The 16,778-nt window shown below is 60.9% G+C and carries 13 protein-coding genes; 8 read left to right on the top strand and 5 right to left on the bottom strand.

All coding sequences use genetic code 11. From position 1 onward, the window contains the following. Positions 1-6: 6 nt before the first annotated feature. On the bottom strand, positions 7-540 hold the full coding sequence (rppH, locus tag EIEH_RS10960; protein ID WP_015872482.1) for an RNA pyrophosphohydrolase: 534 nt from the start codon (positions 538-540) through the stop codon (positions 7-9). A 687-nt stretch (positions 541-1,227) separates the two neighbouring features. On the opposite strand from rppH, the gene mutH reads away from it, so the two are divergent. Both mutH and EIEH_RS10950 read left to right on the top strand, forming a co-directional pair. Next, complete coding sequence (gene mutH, locus EIEH_RS10955; protein WP_081490040.1) at positions 1,228-1,917, top strand: DNA mismatch repair endonuclease MutH; 690 nt, start codon at positions 1,228-1,230, stop codon at positions 1,915-1,917. 87 nt (positions 1,918-2,004) lie between these two features. Continuing rightward, positions 2,005-2,721, top strand: a complete 717-nt coding sequence (locus EIEH_RS10950) for a TerC family protein (RefSeq protein ID WP_015872484.1) — start codon at positions 2,005-2,007, stop codon at positions 2,719-2,721. A gap of 72 nt (positions 2,722-2,793) precedes the next feature. On the opposite strand, the gene EIEH_RS10945 is transcribed toward EIEH_RS10950, so the two are convergent. The 4 genes from EIEH_RS10945 to aas form a co-directional block, all read right to left on the bottom strand. Next, on the bottom strand, positions 2,794-3,636 hold the full coding sequence (locus tag EIEH_RS10945) for a hypothetical protein (protein WP_015872485.1): 843 nt from the start codon (positions 3,634-3,636) through the stop codon (positions 2,794-2,796). A 136-nt stretch (positions 3,637-3,772) separates the two neighbouring features. Beyond that, positions 3,773-5,218: an alkaline phosphatase gene (gene phoA / locus EIEH_RS10940; RefSeq protein WP_035609545.1), complete on the bottom strand. Its 1,446-nt coding sequence runs from the start codon at positions 5,216-5,218 to the stop codon at positions 3,773-3,775. A 120-nt stretch (positions 5,219-5,338) separates the two neighbouring features. After that, positions 5,339-6,529 carry a lysophospholipid transporter LplT gene (gene lplT, locus EIEH_RS10935; protein ID WP_015872487.1) on the bottom strand — a complete coding sequence of 397 codons (1,191 nt, stop codon included), beginning with the start codon at positions 6,527-6,529 and terminating at the stop codon, positions 5,339-5,341. Next, complete coding sequence (aas, locus tag EIEH_RS10930) at positions 6,522-8,681, bottom strand: bifunctional acyl-ACP--phospholipid O-acyltransferase/long-chain-fatty-acid--ACP ligase (protein ID WP_015872488.1); 2,160 nt, start codon at positions 8,679-8,681, stop codon at positions 6,522-6,524. Before aas ends, lplT begins: the two co-directional genes overlap by 8 nt. Before the next feature lie 593 nt (positions 8,682-9,274). Here aas and galR point away from each other — a divergent pair. The 6 genes from galR to EIEH_RS10900 all read left to right on the top strand — a co-directional run bounded on the left by galR (position 9,275) and on the right by EIEH_RS10900 (position 16,761). Beyond that, positions 9,275-10,282 carry an HTH-type transcriptional regulator GalR gene (galR, locus tag EIEH_RS10925; protein WP_015872489.1) on the top strand — a complete coding sequence of 336 codons (1,008 nt, stop codon included), beginning with the start codon at positions 9,275-9,277 and terminating at the stop codon, positions 10,280-10,282. Positions 10,283-10,324: 42 nt separating this feature from the next. Next, positions 10,325-11,335: a LacI family DNA-binding transcriptional regulator gene (locus EIEH_RS10920; RefSeq protein ID WP_015872490.1), complete on the top strand. Its 1,011-nt coding sequence runs from the start codon at positions 10,325-10,327 to the stop codon at positions 11,333-11,335. Positions 11,336-11,521: 186 nt separating this feature from the next. Then, positions 11,522-12,136: a 4Fe-4S dicluster domain-containing protein gene (locus EIEH_RS10915; RefSeq protein WP_015872491.1), complete on the top strand. Its 615-nt coding sequence runs from the start codon at positions 11,522-11,524 to the stop codon at positions 12,134-12,136. Then, entirely contained in the window at positions 12,133-14,034 is a 1,902-nt protein-coding gene (locus EIEH_RS10910) for a proton-conducting transporter transmembrane domain-containing protein (protein WP_015872492.1), read from the top strand. Before EIEH_RS10915 ends, EIEH_RS10910 begins: the two co-directional genes overlap by 4 nt. A gap of 12 nt (positions 14,035-14,046) precedes the next feature. After that, the gene (locus EIEH_RS10905; RefSeq protein ID WP_015872493.1) at positions 14,047-14,985 is read left to right on the top strand and encodes a respiratory chain complex I subunit 1 family protein; all 939 of its coding nucleotides are present in this window, start codon (positions 14,047-14,049) and stop codon (positions 14,983-14,985) included. 75 nt (positions 14,986-15,060) lie between these two features. Beyond that, complete coding sequence (locus tag EIEH_RS10900) at positions 15,061-16,761, top strand: hydrogenase large subunit (RefSeq protein ID WP_015872494.1); 1,701 nt, start codon at positions 15,061-15,063, stop codon at positions 16,759-16,761. The last annotated feature ends 17 nt before the right edge of the window (positions 16,762-16,778 follow it).

Here is a 16,778-nt window from a genome sequence, read left to right as displayed (position 1 = left end):
TGCCACTTAACCTCTTTTACGGCGATAGCCGGGAGCCGAACGCCCTCCCTGGGCTACGCTCTCCTGCAACGACATGACAACGGATGAGAACTCCTTCATCACCCGGCGGTAAACATCGCGCTTAAACGACACCACCTGACGCACCGGATACCAATAGCTGACCCAGCGCCAGCCATCAAACTCCGGTGTATTGCTACGCTGCATATTGATCTCCGCTTCACTGCACTGCAGCTGCAGTAAAAACCAGCGCTGCTTTTGGCCGATACATACCGGCTTCGTATCCCAACGCACCAAACGTTTAGGTAATTTATAGCGTAACCAGTTGCGGGTAGAGGCCAGAATTTTCACATCCTTACGTCCCAGCCCCACCTCTTCAAACAGTTCGCGGTACATCGCCTGCTCGGCGGTCTCCCCGGCGTTGATCCCGCCCTGCGGGAACTGCCAGGAGTTTTGCCCATAGCGACGTGCCCACAGCACCTGTCCCTGACGGTTACAGATTACAATACCTACGTTCGGGCGGTAGCCATCATCATCGATCACCAGACTACCTCAAGAAGCAAAATCGCAAGATGACATGATTGTTTCACACTCGCACCAAGCGGTAAACCATTGGCTCAACGCCAAGATTTCCTACACCTGTACCGCATAATTTCGGGATAACTCACAGATAAATGCAAAGTTATAAACACACATTCGGTAGCGAGGCCGCTTTTATTCACTTTTTCTGTGGATATATTTGTGTAGAAGTGTCTGGAAAGAGGGGTAAAACTTATCGACACCGTAATAACCCCTGCACACACAAAAAAAATATTTCAATTATTTTCAAATAATTAACCAATTACCCCACACGGCATGCACTATAAAAATGTGATCCATGCACGCTTGGGATCCCACGCTGTCTAAAGATCGCGCAACGCCGATTTTATCCACAACATATCCGCAAAACTTGCACACTGAGGCAGCAATTTCGCAAAAAATAGCGTCCGTCAAGGCTGTAAATCAAACCAGTGCCCACCGATAAAACGGGTTATCCAAAATATCTGTGGATAAATAGGTGTAAGATCCTGTTCATTGTCAGTGGCTAGTGGTGCACAATAACAGATCCCAAACCGGAGTGGAGAGATTGTGAGAAAAAATTTCATTATGAATCATAATATTATTTATAGTCTGCGCCGCTTTCTCCCGCGCTGTTGATAAGCCCCGAATAGGTGTACGTTTTTTAACCAGATGATGAACGAACCATTTCCTCCCCACTCGCCGCCGGTGGATCGCCAGGCGCTGCTGCAGCGCGCCCTGCGTCTGGCCGGATATACCTATGCCGAGCTGGCCGCGCTGGCCGGGCTGACCATACCGCGCGATCTGCGACGCGATAAGGGCTGGGTCGGCCTGCTGCTGGAGCGCTGCCTCGGCGCCAGCTCGGGCAGTAAGGCGCAGCAGGACTTCCCCGCGCTGGGCGTCGAGTTAAAGAGTATCCCCATCGATGCCCAGGGACGCCCCCTGGAAACCACCTTTGTCTGCGTGGCTCCGCTGACGGGAAATACCGGGTTGACCTGGGAGCACTGTCATCTGCGCCACAAGCTACAGTGCGTTCTGTGGATCCCGGTGGAGGGGGAGCGTCAGATCCCGCTGGCAGAGCGCCGGGTCGGTGCCCCACTGCTGTGGACCCCCTCTGCACAGGAGGAGCAGGCGCTGCGGCGAGACTGGGAGGAGCTGATGGACCTGATCGTGCTGGGGCGGGTTGAGTCGATCACCGCCCGCCACGGCGAGGTGCTGCAGCTACGTCCCAAGGCGGCCAACAGCCGGGCGCTGACCGAAGGCATCGGTCAGCGCGGCGAACCGATAATGACCCTGCCACGCGGCTTCTATCTGAAAAAGAACTTCACGACGGCGCTGTTGGCCCGCTACTTTCTACTGTAAATTCTGTTTTACACCCCGCGAGCGCTGCGCAGCGGGACACTCTCGGTGTATAATTCCAGATTATGATTTTTTTAGGTATTTATCTCTATGTTTGCGTGGATTGCCGATCCTAACGCCTGGCTGGCGTTGGGGACCTTAACGATTCTGGAAATCGTTCTGGGCATCGATAACATCATCTTCCTCTCCCTGGTGGTGGCCAAGCTGCCCAAGAAACAGCAAAACAAAGCGCGCCGCATCGGCCTGCTGGCCGCCATGGGGATGCGCCTGTGCCTGCTGGCCTCGATCGCCTGGGTCGCCCATCTGGTACACCCACTGTTCACCCTGTTTGGACACGCGGTCTCCGCCCGCGATCTGATCCTGCTGCTCGGCGGACTGTTCCTGATCTATAAGGCCAGTAAAGAGGTGCACGAGACCATCGAGGGCAGCAACGATAACCACGCTACCCACGTGCACTCCTTTATGGGGGCCATCGTGCAGATCATGATGCTGGATATCATCTTTAGCCTGGACTCCGTGATCACCGCCATTGGACTGTCCGATCATCTGTTCATCATGATGGCGGCGGTGATCATCGCCGTGGGCGTGATGATGTTCGCCGCCCGGCCGATCGGCGAGTTTGTCGCCCGCCATCCGTCGGTCAAAATGCTGGCATTGGCCTTCCTGATCCTGGTGGGATTCACCCTGATCCTGGAGAGCTTTGCGGTACACGTGCCCAAAGGTTACATCTACTTTGCCATGTTCTTCTCCATGGCGGTGGAAAGCCTCAACCTGATCCGTAACAAAAAGGCCAGCGACGGCGAATAAGCCATGCGATACCAACGACAGAGGGGCGTAAACGTCCCTCTGTCTATCCCACCGAGCCTCTGTCTGTACCGCTCACTCCACGCAGTCCCTACGGCTCAGCACCAGAATACGTTCCTCCTGGAGCACCTGGTAGACATACATCACCTTCATGCCAAACTGACGCACGCCACGCTCGTGACAGTGCTGGCGAAAGTCCGCCATGGCGTGATGCTGCAGGGTATCCTCACTGGCTGTCTCCGCCTCCATACGCACCCGGTAGACAAACACCAGCGTACGCCCTTCCAGGCGTACCCGCCGTAGCCAAATCCCCGGCGCATCCGATGTATCCTCCCCGGACAGATGTAGATAGCGAACCAGCATCTGGTGGCGGTATTCAATCCATAGCAATGGATTCTCCAGCTTTCTCTCCAGCCAGCGCAGGACAAAACCGCTGCTGAAGCTGCTCACTGACAGCGCCAGCAATATTAATACAGAGACCGGAAGCCAACCGCGCCGGGCCAGCCACAGCGGGCGGGCGCCGCCATGCAGCCTACGCCCGCGCTGTGTCGCTGCCACGGCGCCAAACAGAAAAAATAGAACAAACAGAAAACTTATCAATAGATTAAAGGCAGTTCCCCGTAAGAATAAGTACAATAGAAAGACGTTAAAGCCAATGAATAGCGCCCAAGAACAACTGCGTGGAAAACGCAGCATCCCCACCAGCAACAACAGCGTCACCGGCCCCAGATAGCTCCCGGCTAGCATAAAGGCACGCCCTTTAAAATCAGCGGGAAACATCAGCACCATCATGAATGTCAGCAGTACGCTACTGGCCGCCGCCATAACGCCACATAACTGATAAAAGCGCAGATGCTCATCCCATTCAGCATTGACGTCATCGTCCGCACCGGGCGAAGCAGGCTGTTTTATGAACATGTTTAATTAGGCTTGTGAATAAATACCCACAAAACATAACACAACAACAACAAATAGTTCACTGATACTTTAACGCAATAAAAAACGGCCCGCTGCCGCCACTACGCCGCACCGGGCCGATACTGCTGTTATGCCGTTATTTCGCGGCGTTAAGTCCCATCGCATCGCGCAGGGTAAAGAACAGATCCGTCTGATCCGTCAGCCCCACTACGTTACCGGCATGAGGACCATACGCAGCGATACGTATCTGGGAGCCGGTATGCTCCTGGCTGTCCGCCTCCTCAGCGGTGCCGTAGCTAATGGTCATCGGTACCCCATCCTGGGTGATAAGCGTCTGAGTCAGCCCCGGCGCCTTGGCATCGTTGGGGATAATCTGGCTGCTATGAGCATGATCCGCCGTTACCACTACCAGGGTATTCCCGTCACGGCGGGCAAACTCCAGCGCCTTTTGAACCGCCTCATCCAAATCGACCGTCTCACCAAACTGACCGCACGGATTGGCGGCATGATCCTGTTTATCGATAGAAGCACCTTCGACCTGCAGGAAGAAACCATTTGGATTCTTGCTCAAAAGCGAAATGGCTTTGCCGGTCATCTGTGCCAGCGTCGGCTGGCTGTCACTGCGCTGCGGATTCGGCTGGCAGGTGACCGGCGCCTGCTCCAGGTTACCGTGCAGACTGGCTTTTGGCCCCAGCCAACGCACCGCCATATTGCCCTCGGCGAACAGCCCCAGCAAAGGACGCTTCTGATCTGCCACCGTCACCGCATCCATACCCACCAGATCGTTAACGATGTGGTACCCCTGCGCCTGTGCCTGCTGGAGCAACGTCTTACCCTTATACTCACCGGCCCCCACTATCTGGGTAAACGTTTTTGCACCGCCGCCCAGCGTCACATCGGCCCGCGCTTTCAACATTTGTTCGCTGATCGAGCCAGCCCCACCGTTTTCCAACGCATTCTCCGGACATTTCTCCAGGGTCTGCTGCGGGCCATAACATTTGCGTCCGCTGACGTGGGCGAACATCGCCGCCGGCGTGGCGTCCTGCAGCTCTGCGGTCGAGACGTTTCCGGTGGCCTTGCCCGCTGCACGCGCCATCTCCAACAGCGTCGGATAAGGTTTACCTGTTACATCAATACCCAATGCGCCGTTATAGGTTTTCACCCCACTGCTCCAGGCGGTAGCCGATGCCGCAGAGTCCGTCACATAGTCCGGTTTATGGGTTTTACGATCCAGGGCATAGTGCGTGTATTGCCCGGTCAGCGGTAGGGCATCGATACCGCGCAGCATTCCGCCCGCGCCGGCCGCATAGTTACGGGCGGCGGTGATCTCCGCATCTCCCATGCCATCGCCGATCAGCAGGATCACGTGCTTGGCCGGGCGGGTACTCAGCGACGCCTGCAGCGCAGCTGTCTGATCGCCGAGCAGGCGGCGGGCGCCTCCCCGCTGGGTAATATCGCCGTGCGCGGCGCGTTCGGTAAGCACCTGCTCTGCGCTCGGCGCAGCGGGCGCGGCCTGCAGCGGCAGGGCAAGACCAAGAGAAAACATCAGCAGAGAAAGGGAGAAAGGGGTATGGCTCGCCATGATAAGACTCCGTGTCCAAGAGGAAAATCATTCAACTAATGAATAAGTTGGAACAGAGTATAAGGAGAGATAATGTCGGTTCGGTGACGATCCCGTGAACGCTGAATGACAGGCGGCGCCTCAGCGCCGCCCCCAGCGCCAGACCGCCACGATAGCCAGAGCAAACAGAAGGCCAAAGCCCGCGCCGGTCGCCACCACCGGAACCCCGCAGCGAATCGCGGCGGAATAGCACGCCAGCATCAGCAGCATGGCCCCGTTCTCCCCCAGATTCTGCACCGCGATAGCGTGGCCGGCGCCGACACTTTCGCGCCCGCGCTGCTGCAATAACGCGTTGAGCGGAACCACAAAAAAGCCACCGCATACCCCGACCAGCAGCAGCAGCGGGTAGGAGAGTGCCAGGCTGTACTGCAGGGAGAACAGCAGCACCAGCAGGCCGATCAGGATCCCCGCAGGCATACAGCGCTGCGCCGTGCTCAGGGTGACCAGTCGCCCCGCCGCCGCCGCGCCGATCACGATGCCGATGGCCACCATAGCGTTCAGCAGCGTCGGGGTGGTGTTATCCGCGACGCCAAGCACCGTCGGCACCCACAGCACCAGCAGAAAGCGCAGGGTCACCCCGGCGCCCCAGAAGAGGCTGGTTCCCACCAGCGAAAAGCGGGCCTGCGGATGACGCCACAGGGTGCGGCAGGCCGCGCTAAACTCCGCCAGCATCGCCCCCGGTCGCCACGCCTCAACCCGGCGCACCGCCGCGAGACGCGGAATATACAGGTTGGCGATCAGCGCCGCGGCATAGATCAGCGCACAGATAGCCAGCGCCGTGCTGACGTGCCAGTCGGCCAGCATGCCGCCGGCGACTGACCCCGACAGGATCGCCGCGATCGTCGATGCCTCCAGGGCGCCATTGGCCTTCACCAGGCGGCCGCCGTCCGTCAGCTCACCCAAGATCCCATACTTGGCCGGAGAGTAGGCCGCCGCGCCAATCCCGACCAGAGTATAGCCGACAAAGGGATTCACCCCGAGGCAGATCAGCAGCGCCCCCAGCAACTTGAGGGCGTTGGCCCCCATCATCACCCGCCCTTTGGCAAAGCCGTCGGCCAGGTGTCCGACAAAGGGGGCAAACACGATATAGGCCGCCACAAAAGCCATCTGCAGCGCCGGCTGACTCCACTGCGGGAAATGCAGCCCCTTCAGCAGCGCCAGCGTCACAAACAGCAGGGCATTGTCGCCAAACGCAGAGAAAAACTGCGCCACAAAAACCGCCCGCATTCCCCGTCCGCTCCCGTCGACGGCGGTGCACTGTGTCTCATCCATCCACGCTATCCTCAGATGCTGCCATACGGCGCAGCGTCACAAAGTCCACCTTGCCACTGCCCAACAGCGGCAGGGCCTTCAGATAGCGAATATCCCGTGCCACCGCCAGCTCAGGGGCACCGCTGGCGCGGGCCGCCGCCAACAGCTGCTCCCGCCCCAGCCCGACATCGGTGGTAAACAGCACCAGCGCCTCTCCCTTGAGTCGATCGCTCCGCGCGCTGGCGGCATGTTCGCCCTGCGGCGACGCCGCGCGCGCCAGCTGTTCAACACGCTCCAGCGACACCATTTCCCCTGCCAGTTTGGCAAACCGCTTGAGGCGTCCGATAATCGTGCAATAGCCTTGTGCGTCCAGCGTCACAATATCGCCAGTATCGTACCAGCCCGCCTCCATCTCACCCTGTACGTTCGCCGCCTGCGGCGGCACCAGGACCCCCGGCGCCTCGATCCGCAGGTAGCCTTTCATAATATTGGGGCCACGCAGCTGCAGACAACCACCCTGCGCGATCCCCGCCACCGGGATCAGCCGCGCCTCCATTCCCGGCAGAATGCAGCCGACGCTGCCGGTGCGGGTCGCCATCGGCACATTGATCGCCACCACCGGCGCACACTCGGTCACCCCGTATCCCTCAAGAATACGGATGCCAAACTTCTCAAACCACAGCCGGGCCGTCTCCGGCGCCAGCTTCTCTGCGCCGGCAACCACATAGCGCAGCCGGGCAAAGTCATAGGGATGAGCGAAACGCGCGTAGTGTCCCAGGAACGTCGAGGTGGCAAACAGCACGGTGCAGTTTCGGTCATAAACCATCTCCGGCACCATGCGGTAGTGCAGCGGACTGGGATACAGAAAGACCCGGCTGCCGCACAGCAGCGGCGTCAGCAGCCCCACCGTCAGCCCAAAGGCGTGAAACAGCGGCAGCGCCGACATAAAGCGATCGCGCGGGGTAAAATCCGCTACGCAGCGGATCTGCTCCACGTTGGCCAACAGGCTACGGTGAGAGTGTACTACCCCTTTGGGCGCTCCCTCTGAACCGGAGGTAAACAGGATCAGCGCCGCATCGTCAGGCTGGCGCGGAAGCATGGCACCGTGGGGGAACACCCGATGCCACAACACCCAGAGCTTATCCCGCCACCCTAGCGTATCCCGCAGATCCTCCAGATAGACCCAGCGTGCGCCGTCCACCAGCTGAGGCAACGGCTCCAGACGCGCCTTTTGCAAAAACTGCCGCGAGGTGACCACGGTATCGATCCCGGCGGCCAGCAGGGCATTGCGCAGCCCGGCAGCGCCGGCGGTGTAGTTCAGCATCGCCGGCACCCGATTGCGCAGCGTCGCCCCCAGGATCGCCGCCGCCGTGACGGTGGCGTTAGGCAGCAGCAGACCAACGTGCTCATTCTCGCAGGTAAAACGCTGCAGGATCCGGCTGACGGCGAGGCTCTTTTTCAGCAGCCCACGGTAGCTGTCCTCACGCAGGTTAATGTCATCGATCGCACGGCTGCCTGCCCCATAGCGCCGCATCGCCGACAGATAGGCGGCAAACAGCGTGGTCATCGGCTGCGCGTCCAGACGGGCACGCATCATAATGTCGCGCAGGCGTTCACCGGCCAGCAGGCGCCGATCACGCGCCCGCGCGGCCTGCGGCATCGCCAGATGCGTCACCGGCAGCAGATGAAGGGAGATCGGCGGCAGCAGGCGCAGAGGAAACAGCCCTTTCAGACGGCCAAAGTGGCTGAACTCAGCCCCCTCAATGCGTACCGGCAGCAGGGCTGCGCCGGAGCGGGCCGCCACAAACGCCGCACCGTCATAGATCTTCATCAGCGATCCGCTCACGGTGATACGTCCCTCAGGAAAGATCACCACCGGCCTTCCCTGCTCAACCAAGCGAATTAACCGTTTGATCGCCATCGGCTTACGCGGATCCAGAGCGACGATATCGACAAAACGCCCAACCAGGCGCATCAGCCAGCTGTCGGCTATCGAACTGTAGACAGCAAACACCGGCCGAACCGGCAGATACAGCGTCAGCAGGACACCATCCAAAAAGGAGACGTGGTTGGGAACGATTAACAGCTTCGGGTGATCGAGACACTGACCGAAGCCGGTCAGACGAATACGGAACAACATTTTCAGCAGCACGCCGAGGAATCGGTACAGCATGGACATCTCCCTATGTGCGGCAGGATAGCACGGCTAGCATACTACCCGATGCCAGAAGCGCAGCAAACTGCACAGGCGGGAATATCTGCGCCCGGACCCGGGCGGAAAAGAGGGGAAAAAAAAACCTACGCATCTGCGTAGGTTGGTGTAAGCGTTGGTCGGCTTTCCGGCGGGAAAACCAGAACATCACCAATCAATACCTCTGGGACAACCAGTGTAGGAAAATAACGACCTACGCCGCCACGAATAATTCGCAAACTAACAATTAAAAGTGAAACAGCATGTGATCATGGGGAATAATGAGGCAAAAAAAACCTACGCATCCGCGTAGGTCGGTGTAATTTTGTTGGCTTCAGCAACTGAACACTGAACTCTCACCAATCAATACCTCTGGGATATTCAGCATACGGGGCATCCCCACTATCCATGAAGTCCCGAATGGCAACATTCGACCGCAAAATGTAACCAGCGGTGTACTTTGTCTTTTTTCGCACATATTAGAGGCTCAAACGCCTATCCCCGGCTTGCAGGCGCGGCGCTTTTCCGCAACACTGGTGTAAACGTTTACGGTTTGCAGTTGGACACACAAGAAAATGGCTACGATCAAAGATGTTGCCAGGCTTGCCGGCGTATCGGTAGCCACCGTCTCCCGGGTTATCAATAACTCCCCCAAGGCCAGCGAAGGCTCCCGCACTGCGGTGCACGCCGCCATGGCACAGCTGCGTTATCACCCAAACGCCAACGCGCGGGCACTGGCTCAGCAGTCGACAGAGACCCTGGGACTGGTGGTCTGTGACGTCTCCGATCCGTTCTTTGGCGCCATGGTCAAAGCGGTCGAGCAGATAGCCTACGCCACCGGCAACTTTCTGTTGATCGGCAATGGATACCATGAACAGCATAAAGAGCGGCAAGCCATCGAACAGCTGATCCGCCACCGCTGCGCGGCGTTGGTAGTCCATGCCAAGACCATCCCCGACGATGAGCTGGCGGCACTGATGCAGCAGATCCCCGGTATGGTACTGATCAACCGGACTCTGCCCGGCTATGAACAGCGCTGCGTCGCACTGGACGACCGCTATGGCGGCTGGCTGGCGACACGCCATCTGATCCAGCAGGGGCACCGGCATATCGCCTGCATCTGCTCCAACCATGAGATCTCCGATGCCCACGATCGCCTGCAGGGGTATCTGGAAGCCATGCGCCAGTACGATCAGCCGATCGATGAACGGCTGATCGTCCATGCCTCACCCGATGAGCTCGGCGGAGAGCTGGCGATGACCGAACTGCTGGGGCATGGTCGTAAATTCAGTGCAGTCACCTGCTATAACGATCCCATGGCTGCCGGCGCGCTATCGGTGCTGAATGACAACGGCATTGAAGTGCCGGGCGCGGTCTCCCTGATCGGCTTTGACGACGTACTGATCTCACGCTACCTGCGCCCGCGTCTAACCACCATCCGCTATCCGGTGGTCGCCATGGCGACCCAGGCGGCAGAGCTGGCGTTGGCACTGGCCGCAGGGAAAACGCCGCCAGAAACCACCAATATGTTCAGTCCCACGCTGGTATGCCGCCATTCCGTCTCTCCCCTCCGGGCGCTGTGATACACTGTTGTACGCCATCGCCATCAAGGGGGATAAGGAACCATGATCACCATGCTGGACGTTGCACGCCGCGCAGGCGTATCCAAAGCGACGGTATCCCGCGTGCTCAATGCCACCGGGCAGGTCAGACAAAGCACCCGCAGCGCCGTATTCTGCGCGATGGAGGAGCTGGGCTACCGCCCCAACCTGCTGGCCCAGGCACTGGCCAACCAGACCTCCAACACCCTGGGACTGGTGATCTCCCACTTTGATGGTCCCTACTTTGGCCGCCTGCTGCGCCAGGCCGCCGCACAGGTCGAAGCCAGCGGCAAACAGCTGATCGTGACCGACGGCCACGATACGCCCGACGGCGAACGCCAGGCGGTGCAGATGCTCAGCGATCGGCGCTGCGATGCCATCATTTTGTATACCCGCTTTATGGCCGAGACCGATCTGATGAAGCTGGTATCGCAGTATCCCTCTTTGGTGGTGATCAACCGTGCGCTGCCGCAGGCAGCACAGCGCTGTATCCTCTTTGAACAGCGCGCGGCAGCGCGCCAGGCGGTGGAGTATCTAATCGAACGTGGCCATCGCCGCATCGCCTGTATCACCCTGACCATCGATACCCCGACCGGACAGGCACGCCTGCAGGGCTACCATGACGCACTGCAGGCCCATGCACTCAGTGCCTCCCCCCAGGACGTTGCCCACGGCAATAACAGCGTGGAGGGCGGATACCACGCCTGCCTGCGTCTGCTGGAGAACCACGATGCGCCGTTCAGCGCCCTGTTCTGCTGCAACGATGATATGGCCATCGGCGCCCTTCGCGCCCTGCGCCAAGCGGGAATACGCGTCCCACAGGAGGTCTCTCTGTTCGGCTTTGACGACCAGCCCATCGCCGCCTACCTGATGCCTGCGCTCTCCACGGTCTACCTGCCCATCGATGCCATGATCGCCGCCGCGATTCAACAGGCTCTGCGTCTGAGCCGCGGTGACCCCGTCGACACTCTGCCACCCTTTCGCGGCGAAATGCGTCTGCGTGAGTCGGTGGCGGACGCCCCCGCGGTGCAGTAATGCATCGTCATAAGTGTCGATATGCCGCATCCGCTGTCGACATCGTCACCTTGTCGATCGATGTCGACAGCGTCATTTCATAGCAATCAATTGATTTTAATTAATAAAAAATGAAATAATTCACTTGGCACGCTTTGTGCTTATCAGGGGCGGATCGTTTTTATAGTCTGTCTTTGAGGTCATAACATGAACCGCTTTGTGATTGCGGATCCCCGACTGTGCATCGGGTGCAATACCTGCATGGCCGCCTGCTCGCAGGAGCATCAGGCGCAGGGCCTGCAGGCACAGCCGCGCCTGACGCTGGTCAAGACCAGCCACGAGTCGGCGCCGCAGATGTGTCATCACTGCGAAGATGCCCCCTGCGCCCTGGTCTGCCCGGTCAATGCCATTACCCGCCAGGATGGCGCTATTCAGCTCAATGAGAGCCTGTGCGTCGGCTGCAAGCTGTGCGGCATCGCCTGCCCCTTCGGCGCCATCACCCTGGGCGGCAGCAAACCGCTGCATATTCCCGCCAACAGCAATACGCCGCTGGCGCCGCCTGCGCCCCCGGCCCCCCTCAGCGTCGGCCCGTTCCTGGACTGGTATCCCGGCATCCGCAGCATCGCGGTGAAGTGCGATCTGTGCCAGTTTAGCGACGCCGGGCCGGCCTGTGTCCGCGCCTGCCCAACCCACGCCATCGTACTGGTGGATGAGCGGCGCCTGGAGGATGCCAGCGCCGCCAAACGCCTGAACGTACTCGATGCCCAGCGCGCCGACCTGCTGGCTCTCGCTCGCTTATCCGGGGGAAATGACGCCCTATGAGTATTCTGCAGCTGTTTAATCTGATGCTGGCGCTGTATCTGTGCAGCGCCATCATCGCGCTGGCATTCAGCGGTATCGGCCGACTGGGCGCCCACATCGCCGCTGTCGGCGGGCTACTGGCCGGCCTCTGCGGCAGCGTTGCCGCCGCCGCGCTCCTACTGCAGTCGCCGCTGCTTCCGCCTACCGCACTGATCGTTAATCGCCTGCCGGTACTGTTCAGCCCGCTGAATAACCTGATGCTGCTGCTCACTTCGCTGATCAGTCTGCTGTGCGCGCTGTCCGCTTTTAGCGTCTCCCGGCACGACACCGGTAAAGCCGCGCGCAGCGGCTGTCTGATGAACCTGCTGAGCGCTGCCATCAGTCTGCTGGTGGTATCGAACGATGCGCCGACCTTTATGGTGATGCTGGAGCTGATGAGCCTGAGCGCCGCGCTGCTGGTCTGCCAGGGCGGCAGCGCCAAGGCGCGCCGCGCCGCCGGACTGTACTGGCTGATGTCCCGCCTGGGCTCGCTGGCGCTGCTGCTCTGCTTCTGGCTGCTGTGGCGTGCCAGCGGCACCCTGCTGCTGAGCGGGTTCCATCTGGCCAGCCTCAGCCACGCGCAACAGAGTATCGTCCTGCTGCTCGGCCTGCTCGGCTTTGGCATCGTCACCGGTCTGGTGCCGCTGCACGGCTGGATCCCGGAGCTGCACGCCAACGCCCCGGCCCCGGCGGCCACGCTATTCGCCAGCGTCATGCTCAAGATCGGCCTGTTCGGCCTGCTGAAACTCAGCATCGACTGGCTCGGTGTCCCACCGCTGTGGTGGGGGCTGCTGCTGCTGTGCTGTGGCGCCCTCACCGCCTTTATCGGCGGACTATACGCTCTGGCGGAGCACGATCTGCGCCGCCTGCTGGCCTATCACACCGTGGAAAACAGCGGCATCATCCTGCTCGGCCTGTCGGCCTGCGTCATCGGCGTCGCGCTGGGCAGTCCGCTGCTGGCGGTGATGGGGCTGCTGGCCGGGCTGTTCCACCTGATCAACCACACCCTGTTTAAGGGCGGGCTGTTCTTCGGCAACGGCGCCCTGATCCACGCCACCGGCCTGCACGACATCGATAAGATGGGGGGCCTGCTGCGCCGTATGCCGCTACTGGGAGTGATGATGTTGCTGGCGCTGATGGCCATGGCGGCCCTGCCGCCGCTGAGCGGGTTTGTCAGTGAATGGTACACCTACCAGTCCCTGTTCAGCCTGAGCCAGAACGGCGCCGGGGCCCTGCGTCTTCTGGCGCCGCTGGCGATGGTGGCATTGGCGATCGCCGGTGCGCTGGCGGTAATGTGCGTGGCCAAAATCTTCGGCATGACCTTCCTGGGGGCCCCGCGCAGCGAGGCGGCGGCCAATCCGGGCACAGCGCCGTGGAACATGCTGCTGCCCCCCCTGCTGCTCAGCCTGTGCTGCGTGCTGTTTGGGGTCGGCGCCCCCTGGGGCGTTCCCACGCTGCTGCGCCTCAGCGCGCAGGTGCTGCAGCTGGCCATCGGCAGCGATGCGCTGACGATGGGCGCCATCATGTCGCCGGGCAGCAGTAACCTGACCCTGCTGTCGCCGCCACTGATGACCCTGCTGTTGCTGGCCCTCCCGCTGCTGCCGCTGCTGCTGGCCACCCTGTACCGCGGCAGCCGCCTGCCGGCGCGCCGCCACGGCGACGCCTGGACCTGCGGCTACGGCCATGAGGCGGGCATGGTGGTGACCGCCGGTGGTTTTGCCCAGCCGCTGCGCGTCCTGTTCTCCCCGCTGTTTGCCCTGCGTCGGGTCTGCAATCCGGCACCGCTGTGCGGTGGACTGCTGAGCGAGGGCGCCCTGCGTGTCTACCCGGTACTGGCACTGTGCGAACTGGCGCTGCTGCTGGTTGCCGTGTTCTCCTGAGGAGATGATGTGATGATGAGTGCACTTTCCATTTTCGCCCTGGCCTTGGGCCAGGCGCTGATCCTACTGGCGCTGGCGCCGCTGGCCAGCGGTATCTCGCGCGTACTGCGGGCGCGCATGCACAGCCGACAAGGTCCCGGTCTCCTGCAGGAGTACCGCGATATCGCCAAGCTGCTGCGACGCCAGAATATCGCGCCACAGTGCAGCGGTGCGCTGTTCCAGATGATGCCCTATATCATGGTCGGCACCATGCTGACCATCGCCAGCGCCCTGCCGATGGTCACCCGCAGCACGCCGCTGCCGGGGCTGGGCGACGTCATTACCCTGGTCTATCTGTTCGCCGTCGCCCGCTTTTTCTTCATTCTGGCGGGGCTGGACACCGGCAGCCCGTTCAGCGCCATCGGTGCCAGCCGTGAGTCTCTGCTGGGCATTCTGGTCGAACCGATCCTGATGCTCGGGCTGTGGGTAACTGCGCTGCTGGCCGGCTCCAGCAACCTGGGGCTGATGGGTGATTATGTGTATGACTGGCATCAGCACGCCTCGCTGGCGCTGGGCCTGGCGCTGCTGGCCTGCGCCTTCGCCACCTTTATTGAAATGGGCAAGCTGCCGTTCGATCTGGCCGAGGCCGAGCAGGAGCTGCAGGAGGGGCCGCTGACGGAGTATGCCGGCTGCGCGCTGGGTGTCCTCAAGCTGGGCATCAGTCTAAAGCAGCTGGTGGTGCTGCAGCTGTTTATCGCGGTGTTCATCCCCTGGGGGCAGAGCACCACCCTGAGCGGTGGCGCCCTGCTGCTGGCACTGGCCATCGCGCTGATCAAGCTGCTGATCGGCATCGTCGTCATCTCCCTGCTGGAAAACAGCATGGCACGCCTGCGTTTCCTGAGGACTGGCTACACCACCTGGGCTGGCTTTGGCCTGGCGCTGCTGGCGTTCTTCTCTTGGCTGATCGCGTGAGGCGAACCATGACATCCATCGCCACGACGACCCGTTTTTCCTTTTTTGGCACAACCCATGAGGCCGCAAAGTAAAATGACACAACACACCGGACAACACTACATTGCGGCGCTGCGCCAACAGTTCCCCCACGCCATTATCGAGGAGAGCTGGCAGACCGATACCCAGACCACCATCACCGTCAAGACCGATATGCTGCCGGAGGTGGTTGAATACCTGTATTACCAGCAGGGCGGCTGGCTTTCCGTCCTGTTCGGCAACGATGAGCGCCCACTGTGCGGCAGCTACGCGGTCTACTACGTTCTGTCGATGGAGCGCGGCACCAAGTGCTGGATAACCGTCAAAGCGCTGGTCGACGCCACGACCCGCGAATACCCGTCGGTCACGCCGCGGGTACCCGCCGCCGTGTGGGGCGAGCGCGAAGTCCGCGACATGTATGGGCTTATCGCCGTCGGCCTGCCGGACGAGCGCCGCCTGGTGCTGCCGGACGATTGGCCGGACGATCTCTACCCGCTGCGCAAGGATGCGATGGACTATCGTCAGCGCCCGGCGCCGACCACCGATCGCGAGACCTACCCCTTCGTCAACGACAGCAGCAGCGGTAAAATCGTTCCCATCGGCCCGCTGCACATCACCTCTGACGAGCCGGGCCACTTCCGCCTGTTCGTGGACGGCGAGGACATCGTCGACGCCGACTATCGCCTGTTCTATGTCCACCGCGGCATGGAAAAGCTGGCGGAGACCCGCATGGGCTACAACGAGGTCACCTTCCTCTCCGACCGCGTCTGCGGTATCTGCGGCTTTGCCCACAGCACCGCCTACACCAGCTCGGTCGAAAACGCGCTGGGCATCCAGGTGCCACAGCGCGCCCAAGCCATCCGCTCCATCCTGCTGGAGGTGGAGCGCCTGCACAGCCACCTGCTCAATCTGGGACTCTCCTGCCACTTCGTCGGCTTCGACTCGGGCTTCATGCAGTTCTTCCGGGTACGTGAAAAATCGATGAAGATGGCGGAGATCCTCACCGGCTCGCGCAAAACCTACGGCCTGAACCTGATCGGCGGCATCCGTCGCGACATGCTCAAAGAGGATATGATCGCCACCCGCCGTCTGGCCGCAGAGATGCGCGCCGAGGTCAAAACCCTGGTCGACATCCTGTTCAGCACCCCCAATATCGAACAGCGCACCGTCGGTATCGGCCGCCTCGACCCGCAGATCGCCCGCGACTTCAGCAACGTCGGCCCGATGGTGCGCGCCAGCGGCCACGCGCGCGATACCCGCGCCGACCATCCGTTCGCCGGTTACGATCTGCTGCCGATGCAGGTTCACAGCGAGCAGGGCTGCGACGTCATCTCACGCGTCAAGGTGCGCATTAACGAGGTGTTTACCGCCCTCAACATGATCGAGTTCGGCCTGGACAACCTGCCGGGCGGTCCGCTGGCGGTCGAGGGCTTTACCTATGTTCCGCAGCGCTTTGCCCTGGGCTTTACCGAGGCGCCGCGCGGCGACGACATCCACTGGTCGATGACCGGCGACAACCAGAAGCTGTACCGCTGGCGCTGCCGGGCAGCGACCTATGCCAACTGGCCGACCCTGCGCTACATGCTGCGCGGCAACACCGTATCCGATGCGCCGCTGATCATCGGCAGTCTCGACCCCTGTTACTCCTGTACCGACCGCGTCACCCTGGTGGACGTCAACCGACGCAAATCGGTCACCGTGCCCTATAAGGAGATCGAGCGCTATGGACTGGAGCGCAAGGACTCACCGCTGAAGTGATCGCCGGAGACGAGAGA

It is taken from the genome of Edwardsiella ictaluri ATCC 33202 (assembly GCF_000264785.1).
In the GTDB taxonomy this organism is placed as follows: domain Bacteria; phylum Pseudomonadota; class Gammaproteobacteria; order Enterobacterales; family Enterobacteriaceae; genus Edwardsiella; species Edwardsiella ictaluri.
Note: the sequence above shows the minus strand (reverse complement) of the source record. Positions and strands in the feature narration are given on the sequence as shown.